Genomic DNA, 14,316 nt, shown 5'->3' on the forward strand with positions numbered 1-14,316 from the left:
GGTCGGTCGCGGCCTGGCAGCCGGCAAAAAAGAGGATCAGCAGGAGGTATCGCATGGCATGGAGGGGCGAGGCAAGTAGGGGCGCACGGCCGTGCGCCCGTTCGGTGAGGGTTAGCGCGAACCTGTGGCGGGGCGCACGGCCGTGCGCCCGTACGTCAGGCGGTCGAGGAAGTCGGCGACGAGGTCGGGATGGTCAGCCGCGACGTTAAATCGTTCATAAGGATCCTGCTGGAGGTTGTACAGCTCGGGCTCGCCGGCGCAGCTATCGGCGTCGTCGCAGAGGCGGAATTTCCAGGTCGCGTCGCGCACGCCCTGGAGGCGATCCTCCCGAAAATAATACAGGTAGTCGTGCGGCGAGGGGGCGTCGTTCGCGAGAAAATCCCCTAGATCCCGGCCATCTAACGGGTTGGGCGCGGCGGCGGGGTCGACGCCGGCATAGGCCAGCAGCGTCGGAAAGAGGTCCATCGCCGAGGCCATGCCGGTGCGGACGGCACCGGGCGGCAGCCGTCCCGGCCAGGACACGATGCCCGGGACACGCATGCCTCCTTCGAGCGTGAGTCGTTTATTGCCCCGGAAAGGGCCGTTGGAGCCGACATCGGTCTGGACGATCCGGTCATCGGTGAAGAACCGGGGGGAGGCTACGTTGGCGCCGTTGTCGCTGGTGAAGATCACGATGGTATTATCGCGCCGGCCGGTTTCTTCCAGCGTGCGTACGATTTCGCCGACGCTCCAGTCGATCTCTTCCACCACATCCCCATACCGACCGCCCGCGGAGACGCCGGCGAAGGCCCCGGAGCGGTAGACCGGCACGTGGGGCATCGGATGGGGGAGGTAGAGGAAGAAGGGGGCGTCGCCGGCATTCTGAATGAAGCGAACGGCTTCCTCGGTGAGCCGGCGGGTGAGGGTGGATTGATCGAGGGGGTATTCATCCACGGGCTCGTTACCCCGCCAGAGGCGGAGCGGCACATTGGTGTCTACCCACGGCCGCATCATGTCGTTGCTGTAGAGGAGGCCATGGAAGGCTTCGAATCCGTGGTCGGTGGGCCGATACCCGGGCGCGGATCCCAGGTGCCATTTTCCGAAGAGGGCGGTCTGGTAGCCGGCGCTTTGCAGCGCTTCTGCCAGTGTCCATTCTGTTGTGGGGAGGCCTGTGGTATCCTCGGGGAAGAAGACGCCCGTCACACCGGACCGGATCGGGTAGCGTCCGGTGAGTAGCGCGGCGCGCGCGGGGGTGCAGACGGGGGCGGCCGAATAGAAGGCGGTCAGCTTGACGCCGACGCGCGCGAGGGCGTCGATGTGGGGCGTGTGGATGGTCGGGTGGCCGTAGGTCCCGAGGTCGCCGTACCCGAGGTCGTCGGCATAGATGAGGACGATGTTTGGCGCCGACCCTTCCCGGCGGCAACCGGTGGTCAGAACGAGGAGGAGGATCGAATAGCTAAGGAGCGCGCGCATTATCTGAGGGCGTACACGATCAACTGGGCGACAATCACGCACCCCATGCAGATGCCGGCGAACAGGGCCGTCTTGATGATCCAGTGGTATTTTCGCGCGTAATGCCAGCTGATCACCATCCCGATTGCGAGCGCTAGTACCACGGCAAGCCGTTCCTCGATCCCGTTTCGCTGGTCGATGAGTTCGGGTAGAACGACGAGTGCTCCGACAGCGCCGGCGAGGATGTCGGACACTTTGATTTCTTTTTTCACGTACGGGCGGTTGTGGGGTTGTGACGGCGTCGGCGAGCAAGTGGTCAGGCGTAAAGTATCGTGCAACTGGCGGGTAAGCAACCCGGACCTTTCCGGTTCCGACAGACGGATTTTGGTATGAAGCGTTTCGCGGAGCACGGTCGTGGGTTTCAGTTCCAGCGTGGGTTGCTCGCTCCGTCAACCCGAAGTACTTTGGGATGATTCCGGGGAAGGGTTCAAGGTTCCGGGTGTAAGGTTTAAGGGGTGGGTCCTGGTCTTTCCAATTCAACCAGCGTTTTCCGATGAGTAGAGCTTCCGCCGATACCCTGTTTGCCGCGCTCCAGGACGTTGTCGGCGATCGTGTTTCATGCGTTGAAACGGACATCGAGAGCCACAGCGGCGATCATTCCGCGTACAAGCCCGTGCGCCCGGACGTGGTCTGTTACCCCGAGTCCGCCGCCGACGTCGTGGCGATCGCCCGGTGCTGTCAGCGGATGGAGACGCCGCTGGTGGCCTACGGGGCCGGCAGTTCGCTCGAGGGACACGTGCTGCCGGTTCGGGGCGGTGTGAGCCTGGACATGCAGCGGATGAACCGGGTGGTGCGGGTGGATGTGGAAGATGCGGACTGTACGGTGCAGGCCGGGGTTCGGCGGAAGCAGCTGAATACCGAGCTGGAAGGCACGGGGCTCTTTTTCCCCGTGGACCCCGGCGCCGACGCGACGCTGGGGGGGATGGCGGCGACGCGGGCGAGCGGCACGAGTTCGGTGCGATATGGTACGATGCGCGACAACGTCATTGCTCTGCAAGTGGTGCTGGCGGACGGCCGGCTCATCGAAACCGGCTCGCGGGCCCGGAAGTCGGCCTCGGGCTACGACCTCACGCGCCTTTTCGTGGGGTCGGAAGGGACGCTTGGTGTGATCACGGAAGTGACGTTGCGGCTCTACCCGGTTCCCTCGCACTTCGTCGCGGCGGTGGCGGCATTTTCTACCCTCGCTGAGGCCGTGGCCGTGGTAGTCCAGGTGCGCCGGGCCGGCCTCCCCATCGCGCGCATTGAACTTCTTGACGCGTTGATGATGCGAGGTATCAATACCTACGCGGGGATGAGCTATCCGGAAGCGCCGACGTTGTTCATGGAATTCAGCGGAGGGGAAGAGGAGGTTCGGCGTCAGCGGGAGTGGGTGGAGCGTCGGGTGTGGGCCGGCGGTGGTACATCGTTCACCTGGGCCTCCGATGCGGAGGAGCGGGCGGCGTTGTGGCATGCGCGGCACAACGCGCATTACGCGGCCAAGGGGCTCCGCCCCGGCGCCCGTTCGAAGGGCACGGATGTTTGCGTCCCCCTGTCGAAGTTGACCGAGTGCCTGGCGCGGGTTGAGCAGGATATGGCCGGGACCTTTTTGATGGCGCCGCTCGTGGGGCACGTCGGGGATGGAAATTTCCACCTTCAGTACCTCATCGATCCCGCAAAACCGGAAGAAGTGGCCGAATCCGAGCGGTTGCACGAACGGCTGGTGCGGCATGCGCTGGAGCTTGGCGGCACGTGTTCGGGGGAACACGGGGTTGGATTGGGCAAGACGCGCTTCATGCAGGCGGAGCACGGCGAAGCCCTGGGGGTGTTGCAGGCGATTAAGGAGGCGCTGGATCCGCAGGGGTTACTCAATCCAGGCAAGATGTTGCCGCCACGCGGGTAGACCAACCGTTTAGGTAACGACGGCTCGGATTTCGCCGGCGAGCGTATACACATTGTCCGCATTCCTGCGGCTCCGGACAAAAGAAACCCGCACTATACTGTTACGATTATCGTATCATGGGCCGTCCGTTCGCAAGGCATGCCTGCAGGTGTATCGTGGGAATACGCGTTTGCGAAGAACAGGAGGCACCCCCTCGCGCGGCCGCAAAGCCCCCGCGCAACCTCACTGGAAGAAGTTATAAGATGCAGGGCGTGCCGGAAGGCACGCACAGATAGGAGCGAATACATGGCGATGAATAGTGATACGATGCACTTCGTGAAGGCCTTCTTACGCAACCCGGTCAGTGTGGGGTCGATCGTGCCGAGTGCTGCGGAACTGGCCGAAGCCATGATGGATGGGATGCGCCTCGCGGCGGGTGATGTCGTGATCGAGCTGGGCCCCGGTACGGGCGCCTTCACCCGGTGTATTCACCGCATGTTACCCCCCGGGGCTCACTACCTGGGCATCGAGTGTGAGGGTCGATTTGTGAGCCTGCTGCGGGCGCGGTTTCCAGACTTTGCTTTTGTACAGGGCCTTGCGGAGGATGCCTCTCGCCACGTCCGAGATGCCGGCCTCGGGCGGGTCAAGCTCATCATATCGAGTCTCCCCTTTGCAAGCCTCCCCTCCGTCGTACGCACGGCGATTATCTCCGGGATTGACGACATGATGACACCGGGCTGTGTATTCCGGACATTCCAGTATGTACATGCGTACCCGTTACCGACCGCCGTGCGCTTTCGCCGTAGCATGGAAGAGCGCTTTGGCGCGTATCAGCGGAGCCCGGCCGTGCTCCCGAACGTCCCGCCGGCGTTTGTCCTGACCTGGATCAAGAGCGGTCCGACAGAGGCCAAGGGGGTGTTCGCCCCAACTTTTTCGCCTCGGGAACTCCCCTTTCCCGGCTAGGTACAGAAGGGCATGAAACGATGTCTCTGATAGCTCATCCAGAAGGGTGGAGGGATTAGGCCCTGTGAAACCCTGGCAACCGCCTGGCTACTTTTTGGCCGGGATAGGTGCTACGTCCTACCTCAGGTGAGGGAAGATGAGCGGGAGAGAGTGTTACGCTGAAGCGTTCGCGCTTGCGGCTGTCCTCTTCCGCCACCATACGGGAGGGGTTTTTTTATGCCCCTGCACTGTCTTTAGGACTCCCGAGTCTTTCGCACTTCTGAGTGAGCGTCGCCCATCGGTGAGAAACGCCGGAACGTTTTTCACCCTGTCGTGGACCGTGCATGCTCCAAACGCTGATTCTACCTGAATTTACGCTGGAATCGGGCCAGACGCTCCGGCAGGTCCCCGTAGCCTACCAGACGTGGGGGACGCTGAACGAGGCGCGCGACAACGCGATCGTCGTCTGCCACGCCCTCACCGGCAACACCGCCATCGACGACTGGTGGGGCGGTCTGCTCGGCCCGGGTAAAGCGCTCGATCCCCACTGCTCGTTTATTGTGGCCGCCAATGTCCCCGGGTCGCCGTACGGTTCTGTTTCGCCTCTTACCCGGGATCCTGAGACAGGCCGGCTGTATGGTCCCGACTTCCCCATTTTCTCCATTCGCGACTCCGTGCAGCTGCACCGCCGGCTGTTGGATGTGTTGGGGGTGGCGCGTGTAAGCCTGGTGATCGGTGGCTCGATGGGAGGGATGCAGGTGTTGGAGTGGGCCTTTTTTGGAGACTACGTCCGGGCCATCGTGCCCATCGCTGTTGGGGGGCGGCACTCGGCGTGGTGCATCGGTTGGAGCGAGATGCAGCGTCAGGCCATCTATGCCGACCCAAAGTGGCGCTCCGGCGCGTACGACCCCGAGGACGGGCCTGTCGCCGGCCTTTCCGTGGCACGTATGGCGGCGATGATTTCCTACCGATCTCGCGCTTCATTCGAGGACCGGTTCGGGCGCTCCCGCCGGCGCCATGAAAGCGGTCATGAGCCGTTTGCCATCGCAAGTTATCTCCAGTATCAGGGCGAAAAGCTCACCCAGCGTTTCGACGCCAACTGTTATGTTCGGCTGACGCAGCTCATGGATACCCACGACATCGCGCGGGGCCGCGGCGCCTACCCGGAGACCCTTGCTCTGATTACGCAGCCGACGCTCATCCTGGGCATTACTTCGGACATCCTCTACCCCCTGACCGAACAGGAGGAACTACAGGCCCACCTACCGGATGCCGAGTTGTCCGTCCTCGAAACCGGGGATGGGCACGATGCCTTCCTGATCGAAGTCGACACCATCAACGACCGCGTCTACGCCTGGATGCGGGATCGTGAAATCTGCCGCGAGCGGCCGGAGGCGCCTCGGCTCGTGCTTCACCGTTAATCATCTTCAACCCTACGCCATCGAATGAAAACGTTAGACGCTCCCCTCCGTGTAGGCATTCTCGGCGCGACCGGCGCCGTAGGTCAGAAGTTCGTCGAACTGCTCGATCGCCATCCCTGGTTCACGATCACGGCGCTTGCCGCGTCGTCGCGCTCCGCCGGCAAGCCGTATGCGGAAGCCGTCAACTGGATCTCCTCGTCCCCCATCCCGGACGCGGTTGCGCGCATGGAAGTGCTCGAGGCATCCCCGGGCTTACCCTGCGATCTCGTGTTCTCTGGTCTCGATGCGGCCGTGGCCGGAGATCTCGAGCGGGCGTTCGCCGAAGCCGGCTACGCCGTCATCTCGAACGCAAAGAACTACAGGATGCACGACCAGGTGCCGCTCCTGATCCCCGAGATCAACCCGGATCATACGGCGCTGATCGACCACCAGCCCTGGCGTTCGCGGGGGGGCTTTATCGTGACCAATCCCAACTGCGCCACCGTCGGCCTCGTCGGCGCCCTGCGTCCGATCGAGGATGCCTTCGGGATTGAGGCGATCCAGGTGACGACCATGCAGGCCATTTCCGGCGCCGGCTACCCCGGGGTGGCTTCGCTCGATATCCTCGGGAACGTCATCCCCTATATCGGCGGTGAGGAGGAGAAACTGGCCGTGGAGCCGCTGAAGCTGCTCGGGACCTGTGTCGGGGATCATATCGCGCCGGCCTCCATCCGCATCAGCGCCCAGTGCAACAGGGTGCCCGTGCTGGATGGCCACTTGGAATGTGTGTCGCTCAAGCTACGGAAGAAGGCCTCCGCGGGGGAGGTCGTCGCCGCGTTGCGCGGGTTCGAGACGCCGGCGTCGGTGCAGGGCCTGCCTTCCGCCCCGGATGCATTTTTGCACGTGTTCGACGAAGTGAATTACCCTCAATCGCGCCGGCACGCCCACCTCGGGCGGGGCATGACGATCTCGGTCGGCCGCGTACGGCCCTGTGAGGTGCTGGATGTGAAGTTCGTCGTCCTCTCCCACAACACCATTCGGGGCGCGGCCGGCGGGGCGGTGCTCAACGCCGAATTACTTGTGCGGCAGGGGTATCTGCAGCCGGCCGGCGTGCGCGTCGAGGCGGCGGCATGACGCCTCCGGACCGGTCAGGCGTCGCCTATCGACAAGCCGGCGCGGCCGACGCGCCGGCTATCGCCTCGTTGTGGCGCGCTCTGATGGACGAACACACGGCGGCGGACACGCGGTTCGTTCTCGCGCCGGACGCCGCCCGGCGCTGGGCGAACGATGTGCGCGCCTGGCTGTCGGATACCAGCCATCGATTCGTGCTGGCGGAGATCGACGATCGGCCGGTGGGCTTCATCCATGGGCACCGCTGGCGACCGATCCCTTTATACGACACGGTGCTGGAGGTCTTCATCGGCGAACTGTATGTCATGGTGGACGAGCGGCGGGCGGGTATCGGCGGCCGGCTCCTCACGGAGCTTCACGCCTGGGCTCGCGACGAAGGGGCGGTTCGGTTGCGCCTTGGGGTGCTGGCCGCCAACGCCGGCGCCGCTGGTTTCTGGGAAACGAGCGGCGCCCGGCCGCTCGCGGTGGAGTATACGATCGAGCTTAAATCGGCCGATCGGCCTGCGCCGGAAAAGCGCCGACCGTTCGGGTTTTTTTCTGGAACCTGATCCAGTACGTGGGGTACACGCCCCATCGACACCATGCGCCGGTGCTACGCGGACTCTTCACTTGACAGCCGGGGTTTGCCGTTCGTATCGTTGTCGTCCGCTATAGAGATCCGGTCTTGCGGAACTAGCTCAGCTGGTAGAGCGCAACCTTGCCAAGGTTGAGGTCGCGGGTTCGAGTCCCGTGTTCCGCTCAAAAAAGCCATTCGATGCGCCCTGCATCGCGTGGCTTTTTGCGTTTCGGGGCATATCGGAGCCAGTTTGCGGATGTCGGGAACGCATGGGCCGGTCGGGCATTTCCAGAACACGATTTCATCCACATCGAACTGCAATCTCATGCGCTACGCACCCATCGCTGCTCGTTTCGCCGCCGTCGTCGTTTTTGTCCTCGTGGCCGCCGGCTGCCGGTCGGATGGTGCGGATTCCTCCGGCATCAAGCCCATCTCCGTGGCCGAGGAGGTGCTTCCGACGATGATGGTGTATAAGAGTCCGACGTGTGGCTGCTGCTCGAAGTGGGTGGACCATCTGCGCGCGGCCGGCATGGACGTAAAAACCACGGATTCCGACGACATGGGCTCGATCAAAGAGCGTTTTGGCGTCCCGGGTAAGCTCTCGTCCTGCCACACGGCCGTCGTGGGAGGCTACATCGTCGAGGGCCACGTGCCGTTCGAAGACATCCAGCGGTTGTTGACCGAGCGTCCCGATGCCGTCGGCCTTGCCGTGCCGGCGATGCCGGTCGGATCCCCGGGGATGGAAGTGGAGGGTCGGCCGGCGGATAAGTACAATGTGTTGCTGTTCGATGCCAACGGCAACCAGCGCGTGTACGCGTCACACTGATTAGCGCACATCGTACCGGTTGAAGGCGACGAGCGCCAGGCCGGCGCTTCCGAAAATATAGCCCATAAGCACCAGCAGGTCGACCGGGGACGCGTCTTCGGGCGCTGAGGGGAGGCGGGCCTCGAACACGGGCATGTCGCTGAGGTCCAGGGGCTCGGTAGACTGGTTGCCTCCGAAACTCATCATCCCGCCGGGATTTTTCTGGTCGATGTACGCGCGGAAGGTGGTGCGGTACGCGTACAGGGCGTCGGTGAACCGTTGTTTGAGCCCGAGGTCTGTCTGGCCCAGGCGCATCGCGGCGAGCTGATAGGCCGAAGCCGGCGAAAACCGGGAGAGGGCGAATCCGAGTGATTGTTGCACCGCGCGTGCGTTGTTGATTTGCTCGTCGATCTGGCGGTTGTGTTCGGCAAGGTCGCTCTCCATGCCTTTCTGGCGCTCGTCGTCTTCCACCATCCAATCCCACTCGTTTTCCTCTTCGTAGGCGGCACGATCGGCTTCACTCATCCCCTCGTGCGCCTGTGATCGCGCCTGAAAGGCGGCCGACAACTCCTGGAAAAACGTGTCGCGTCGTTCTCGCGCGAATCCCTCCTTACGGCTTTCCACTTCACTGGCGGAGGGGACCGGATAGATCTGGGTGGCAAACATCATCCCTCCGCGCGGCACGACCAGGACCATCGCGATCCAGAAAACGAGCAGGGATAAAAACGACATCGCGGAGCGGTGCGTAAGGGTTGAGAAGAGGACGCCCAGCGACAGAAACCCGGTGAGGTAGACCAGCGAATAGCCGGCCAGCTTCGCGAGCCTCACCCAGTCGTCGCCGGTGAACGGAATGGCGTACAGCATCAAGAGCAGCACCCCCAGCAGGAGCGGAATGATCAGAGGGATCATGAGCCCGACCCACGCGCCGGCCAGTTTGGCCACAATGTACTGCGTGCGCGGGACGGCGTTGGCGAGCATCAGGCGAAGCGTGCCGGATTCCTTTTCGCCGCTCACCAGGTCGTACGCAAAGACGATGGTGAGGAGCGAAAGCACTACCTGGACGATAAACACGAAGTCCATGGCCCGGAAGACCGCGAAGATGGGTTCGATGCTGTAGCTGCTTTGCTGGAGCTGCACGTCCTGCCACGAGCTGATCACCGAGAATCGGCCGATGTCGTAGTGGATACCTGAGGCAAAGATCTGCATCACTTCCGGCCGGCGGAAGATGCGTTGACGCTCCCCCAGCTGCGGCCAGGAGGTGGATTCAGTGAGTTCCTGTGATACCAGCGCCGTTGCGGCGGTGTACTGTGCGCTGCCCGCACGGTACTCGATGATGCCGGCGAAGACACTTACCAGGATCAGCACCGTACACGCCGCGAATGTCGCCACGAACTTCGGACTCAGCAGCAGATTCTTGAGCTCTTTTTCGATGAGTAAGAAAACCATGGGGCAAAAAAAGAAAAGTGAAAAGTGAAAAGTGGAAAAAGTGAGTAATTTTCAGTTTTTACTTTTCTTTTTGCAGTGCGTCAGCGCACGTCATACCGGAGGAACGCCACGAACGCCGTGGCGAAGAAGACCAGGTTATAGAAGAGGAGGAGGCCGAGATTCCAGAGGGCGGCTGGGAGGGTATCGGCGAGGGTGAGGGGGGCATAGGTAAACGCAGGCACCTCGTTGACGTCGATCGGCTCTGCTTTCGGGGCGTCCTCGCCGCCGATCCGCATGGTCATCATGAATCCACCTCCCGAGCTCATACCCGCTTTTTCCTCCTGAAACGTCTTGAAGGAAGTCTGGTAATCCGCCACGGCCTGCATGAAATGGGCTTCCGCATCGAGCGAAGTGCCGGCCAGCTGGGTGATGCCCATGGTGAAGGCCGCAGCCGGCGAGATCCGTGCGAGCCCAAAGGCCCAGCCCTGCTGCACCTGCTGTCGGTTGTAGCGCTCGGTATTGAGTTGTTGCGTGAGCGCGGCCATTTCAGTGTCGCGTTTGTCGCTCATCTCCCGTTGCAGCTTCATCATCTTCTCCATCTGCTCCTGCATCCGTCGCTGCGCTTCTTCGGGGTCGTCGGACTCCTCGTTGATCTCGAACCGGAAGCCAGTGCCATCGGACTCGCCCCCCATCGCCGCGGCCAGCGCCTTCATGTCCTCCCGCGCCATCGCCATCATTTTTTGCCGCTTCTGGTAGGCGATGTCGTCGATGGACGGGACCTCGACGGCCCGGCCGGCGAATAGGACGGCGGCGCGGGGCACCACCAGCACGGCGAGGATCCAGATCACGAGCAGCCAGATGAACGAGCTGGACGAGCGGGCATTGAGGGCCGAGATGAAGATCGAGATCATCAGAAACACCCCGAAATACAGCAGTCCGCTCACCACGATGCCGGCCAGCCGCAGCCACTCGTCGCCGCTCATCGGGACGCCCATGGCGGTGAAGAGCAGGCCGCCCAGTAGGATCGGGATGAGGAGCGGGATGCCCAGCGCCAGGAACGAGCCGGCGATTTTTCCCAGAATGAACTGGTCGCGCGGGACGGCATTCGAGAAGATGAGCCGGAGCGTCCCCTGCTCCTTTTCGCCGTTCACCGCATTGTAACAGAAGAGCACGGCAAAGAGGGAGAAAACGATCGTAAATACGAACTCGAGGTCCAGCAGCCGAAATACCGCCGAGGCGGTGTTGTCGCTGAACAGGCTGTTCTCGAGCGCCAGTTCGCCGCGGCCCTGGATCTGGACGCTGCGTCCGATGTCGTTCGACACGCCCGAAACCAGCGCTGCGAGGGGTTGTGGGGGGACAAACAGGGTAGGCGAGAGCTGAACCCACTGGTCGGTCGACAGGCCGGCCATCTGCGTGATATTCTGCTGGCGGGCGGATTCGTACCGGAGCTGCATGAGCCGGTAGTTCTGCGCGCCCATAAAAAACGCGAGCAGGATCAGCACGGAGCAGACGCCGAACGTGACGGCGAAGCGCGGCGTCCCGATGAGGTCGCGCAGCTCTTTCTCAAGTATAAGTCGAAACATAGCTCGGGCTCGAATGAGGCTCAGTTATTTTCGATCATCAATTTCATCTGGGGCGCCTGTCGCTTCGAAAAAACGATGATTGACCCAATGCCCTTTTTTTCGACCTCTACTTTGACGGATTCGCCGACGGGGATTGCCTCGTACCATTCGATCAACTCGGCCGTCGTGGTAATGTATTTCGCATTTAGACTGACGATCACGTCGCCGGCTTCAATGGGCGCAAGCTCAGGCGCTTTGTCGGGAAGCGGCATGACGTTTTCGACGACCACGGCCCCTTCTTTTTCACCGACGACAAACCCGGCCGGCCAGAGCACCACGTTCGCGAGCATCTCCCCACCTCCCGATTCGATGAACTGAAAACCGCCGCTCACATTCCCCGATTGCGGCTCCGGCTTGTTGAAGGTGCGGATCATCTTCTGCTCGCCGCGCTGGATGCCGACCTTGACTTCGCTGCCGACTTCCAGGGCCGCAAACCGGGTGTTCACCTCTTCGGCGGAGCCTACACGCTCGCCGTTGATGTACAGGATCAGATCGCCTTCCGTAAGATCCAGCTTATCCGCCTGGGCAACGGATGGCGGGTACAGTACGCGTTCGATCCGGACTTCAGAGCCCCCCCGGACGACAACCATGCCGCCGGGCACCTGCATCATGGCGATCGGGTTGTTCTGGTCGGCCTCGAAGGTGAAGGCCTGGCCGGCGGCGGGGGGGGCGAGCAGCGAAGCCGCGAAAAGCGGGGCGAGGAGGATCGTAGCGAGGCGCATAACAAAACCGGTTAGAAGAAGACGTGCGCGGGTGCCCCCTAGGGACACGATATGTCGTGTCCACAGGTATCGCATACGTTTACAGGATGCGTGGAGCGGCGCCAGGTCGTCGGGCGCTGCCGAGTGAACGCCCCTTGGCCGGCGCTTATTGTGCGGCGTGTTAGAGCGACACCCCTTGTTTCCACGGAATAAAATCGTGCTGCCCCAGGATTTGCGCCTTCGTTTTCATTTCGCCGCTGGCGACGCGGATCAGCATCTCAAGTAACTCTTCGCCGAGTTCAGGGATGGATCGCTCGCCGGCGACGATCGGGCCGCAGTCCAGGTCGATGATGTCTGGCAGTCGCTGCGCCAGTTTCGTGTTGGTCGACACCTTGATGACGGGAGCGATCGGGTTGCCTGTAGGCGTGCCGAGCCCGGTCGAGAAGGCCATGATGTTCGCCCCCGCGCCGGCCATGCCGGTAGTCGATTCGACATCGTTGCCAGGCGTGCACAGCAAATTGAGGCCGCGGGCCGTGGCGTATTCCGGATACCCCAGCACACCCGTGATGGGCGACGTACCGCCCTTCTTCGCCGCGCCGGCGGACTTGATGGCGTCCGTGATGAGGCCGTCCTTAATGTTGCCGGGGGAGGGGTTCATGTGGAGGCCCGACCCGACGGCTTCGGCCTGCCGGCTGTACTCGCGCATGAGGCGGATGAAGCGGTCGCCCACGTCGGGGGTGACGGAGCGGTTGATGAGTTCTTGCTCGACCCCGCATAGTTCGGGGAATTCCGACAGGATGACGGTTCCGCCGAGCGCCACGAGGAGGTCGGCCGCATGGCCCATCGCCGGATTGGCGGAGATGCCCGAAAAGCCGTCCGACCCGCCGCACTCGACGCCGAACGTGAGCGCACTCAGCGGCGCCGGCGCGCGGCGCAGACGGTCGGCCTCGACGAGGCCGGCGAACGTTTGACGGATGGCGTCGGACAACATGTCGTACTCTGACGGGCCGCGTTGTTGTTCGTAGATGTAGAGCGGCTTGTCAAACGCCGGGTTGCGCCGGTGCAGCTCTTCCTGGAGTATCTCGATCTGCGCGTTCTGGCAGCCTAGGCTAAGCACCGTGGCGCCGGCGACGTTCGGGTTGTGGATGTAGCCGGCGAGCAGGGCGCAGAGGGTCCGCGCATCCTGCCGGGTGCCGCCGCAGCCGCCTTCGTGCGAGAGAAACTGGATGCCGTCTACATGCTCGAATACCGGGGTGCGGGTGCTGGCGGCTTTCTGGGAGGGATAGGCCAAGGCGCGGAGCGTGTCGGGCGTGGCGCCGGCGCGGTAGTGGCGGACGAGTTCGGCCACCTGGTGCTGGTAGAGGGCCGGCTGCGCGTAGCCGAGCTCTTTTTCGAACGCGTCACGTAGGATCGCGATGTTGCGGTTCTCGCAGAAGACCAGCGGGATGACCAGCCAGTAGTTCGACGTCCCCACCTGGCCGTCAGACCGGTGGTAACCCATGAAGGTCCGGTCCTTCCACCGACTCACGTCCGGCGGCGTCCATGAGAACGCGCTGGAGGCGTGGTCGAACTCGGCCGTGGCGTGTTTGACGTTTCCGGTGTGGATGGCGCCCCCGAGTGGGATGGGCTGCGTCGCCCGGCCCACGAGTACGCCGTACATCACCACCGGATCGCCGACGCTCATGGCGCGAGTCACCAGTTTATGTTTCGCCGAAACCTTCTCCGGAAGAGGGATGAGCGTCCCGTTTTCGCGAACCGTCGCGCCGGCCGGCAGGTCTTCGAGGGCGACAAGCACGTTGTCGGAGTCGTGGACTTTGAGTACGTTGGTCATGAACGTGGGGCGTTGAACTGTAGAACGTTGAACGTTTGGTTGGTGGTGAACGGGGTGTGGTTCGGAATGTACATCGCGATCCCGACACGTGCAGCCCCGCTTGGCCACCCATCACAAACTTCAATCTCTTGCCTCATTTTTACTCCCCTTTTTCCTTTTTTCTTTTCACTTTTGACTTGCCCGGAATGCCATCCCTCGCCCTTACCCTCAACTTAAAAGACGATCCGTCGGTCATCCAGGCCTACCGGGACTACCATGCGCGGGCCTGGCCGGAAGTGGTGGAAGCCCTGCAGGCGGTGGGGATCCATCAGATGCGGATCTGGCTGCTGGGGCGCCGGCTGTTCATGGTGGCCGATGTGGCGGAAGGTTTTGAGCCTGCGGTGGACTTCCCCCGCTACCTGACCCTACATCCGCGGTGCCAGGAGTGGGAGGATTTAATGGGGACGCTCCAGGAGCCGGTGCCGGAGGCGAAGCCGGGGGAGAAGTGGGCGGAGATGGAAGAGGTGTTTCGATTAGCGATTAGCGAATAGCGATTAGCGAATAGCGATTGGGGA

General features: G+C 62.7%; 13 protein-coding genes, 1 tRNA gene and 1 riboswitch. Of the genes, 8 read left to right on the plus strand and 6 right to left on the minus strand.

Going from position 1 to position 14,316, the window contains the following annotated elements:
* Nucleotides 1-111: 111 nt before the first annotated feature.
* Together SH809_11635 and SH809_11640 are read right to left on the minus strand one after the other, a co-directional pair.
* Nucleotides 112-1,452, minus strand: a complete 1,341-nt coding sequence (locus SH809_11635) for a sulfatase (protein ID MDZ4700350.1) — start codon at nt 1,450-1,452, stop codon at nt 112-114.
* Nucleotides 1,452-1,703, minus strand: coding sequence for a hypothetical protein (locus tag SH809_11640; GenBank protein MDZ4700351.1), 252 nt, complete (start codon nt 1,701-1,703; stop codon nt 1,452-1,454). Before SH809_11640 ends, SH809_11635 begins: the two co-directional genes overlap by 1 nt.
* A 281-nt stretch (nt 1,704-1,984) precedes the next feature.
* On the opposite strand from SH809_11640, the gene SH809_11645 reads away from it, so the two are divergent.
* The 7 genes from SH809_11645 to SH809_11675 all read left to right on the plus strand — a co-directional run bounded on the left by SH809_11645 (nt 1,985) and on the right by SH809_11675 (nt 8,204).
* Nucleotides 1,985-3,370 carry an FAD-linked oxidase C-terminal domain-containing protein gene (locus SH809_11645; GenBank protein MDZ4700352.1) on the plus strand — a complete coding sequence of 462 codons (1,386 nt, stop codon included), beginning with the start codon at nt 1,985-1,987 and terminating at the stop codon, nt 3,368-3,370.
* Nucleotides 3,371-3,508: 138 nt separating this feature from the next.
* The gene (locus SH809_11650) at nt 3,509-4,312 is read left to right on the plus strand and encodes a hypothetical protein (GenBank protein ID MDZ4700353.1); all 804 of its coding nucleotides are present in this window, start codon (nt 3,509-3,511) and stop codon (nt 4,310-4,312) included.
* 31 nt (nt 4,313-4,343) lie between these two features.
* Nucleotides 4,344-4,455: riboswitch (SAM riboswitch) on the plus strand.
* Nucleotides 4,456-4,635: 180 nt separating this feature from the next.
* Complete coding sequence (gene metX / locus SH809_11655; GenBank protein MDZ4700354.1) at nt 4,636-5,712, plus strand: homoserine O-acetyltransferase; 1,077 nt, start codon at nt 4,636-4,638, stop codon at nt 5,710-5,712.
* A gap of 24 nt (nt 5,713-5,736) precedes the next feature.
* Nucleotides 5,737-6,825, plus strand: coding sequence for an aspartate-semialdehyde dehydrogenase (asd, locus tag SH809_11660; GenBank protein MDZ4700355.1), 1,089 nt, complete (start codon nt 5,737-5,739; stop codon nt 6,823-6,825).
* Complete coding sequence (locus tag SH809_11665) at nt 6,822-7,370, plus strand: GNAT family N-acetyltransferase (protein ID MDZ4700356.1); 549 nt, start codon at nt 6,822-6,824, stop codon at nt 7,368-7,370. Before asd ends, SH809_11665 begins: the two co-directional genes overlap by 4 nt.
* 118 nt (nt 7,371-7,488) lie before the next feature.
* Nucleotides 7,489-7,561 (plus strand) — tRNA-Gly (locus SH809_11670).
* Between the two features lie 142 nt (nt 7,562-7,703).
* Entirely contained in the window at nt 7,704-8,204 is a 501-nt protein-coding gene (locus SH809_11675; protein ID MDZ4700357.1) for a DUF411 domain-containing protein, read from the plus strand.
* Here the strand turns inward: SH809_11675 and SH809_11680 are convergent, their stop codons facing one another.
* The 4 genes from SH809_11680 to SH809_11695 all read right to left on the minus strand — a co-directional run bounded on the left by SH809_11680 (nt 8,205) and on the right by SH809_11695 (nt 13,762).
* Nucleotides 8,205-9,629 carry an ABC transporter permease subunit gene (locus SH809_11680; protein ID MDZ4700358.1) on the minus strand — a complete coding sequence of 475 codons (1,425 nt, stop codon included), beginning with the start codon at nt 9,627-9,629 and terminating at the stop codon, nt 8,205-8,207.
* 80 nt (nt 9,630-9,709) lie between these two features.
* Entirely contained in the window at nt 9,710-11,191 is a 1,482-nt protein-coding gene (locus SH809_11685; protein ID MDZ4700359.1) for an ABC transporter permease subunit, read from the minus strand.
* Nucleotides 11,192-11,211: 20 nt separating this feature from the next.
* On the minus strand, nt 11,212-11,952 hold the full coding sequence (locus SH809_11690; protein ID MDZ4700360.1) for a PDZ domain-containing protein: 741 nt from the start codon (nt 11,950-11,952) through the stop codon (nt 11,212-11,214).
* 160 nt (nt 11,953-12,112) lie between these two features.
* Nucleotides 12,113-13,762, minus strand: coding sequence for an altronate dehydratase family protein (locus SH809_11695; protein MDZ4700361.1), 1,650 nt, complete (start codon nt 13,760-13,762; stop codon nt 12,113-12,115).
* A gap of 185 nt (nt 13,763-13,947) precedes the next feature.
* On the opposite strand from SH809_11695, the gene SH809_11700 reads away from it, so the two are divergent.
* The gene (locus SH809_11700) at nt 13,948-14,292 is read left to right on the plus strand and encodes an L-rhamnose mutarotase (protein MDZ4700362.1); all 345 of its coding nucleotides are present in this window, start codon (nt 13,948-13,950) and stop codon (nt 14,290-14,292) included.
* Nucleotides 14,293-14,316: the final 24 nt, after the last annotated feature.

This window comes from Rhodothermales bacterium, assembly GCA_034439735.1.
In the GTDB taxonomy this organism is placed as follows: Bacteria; Bacteroidota; Rhodothermia; order Rhodothermales; family JAHQVL01; genus JAWKNW01.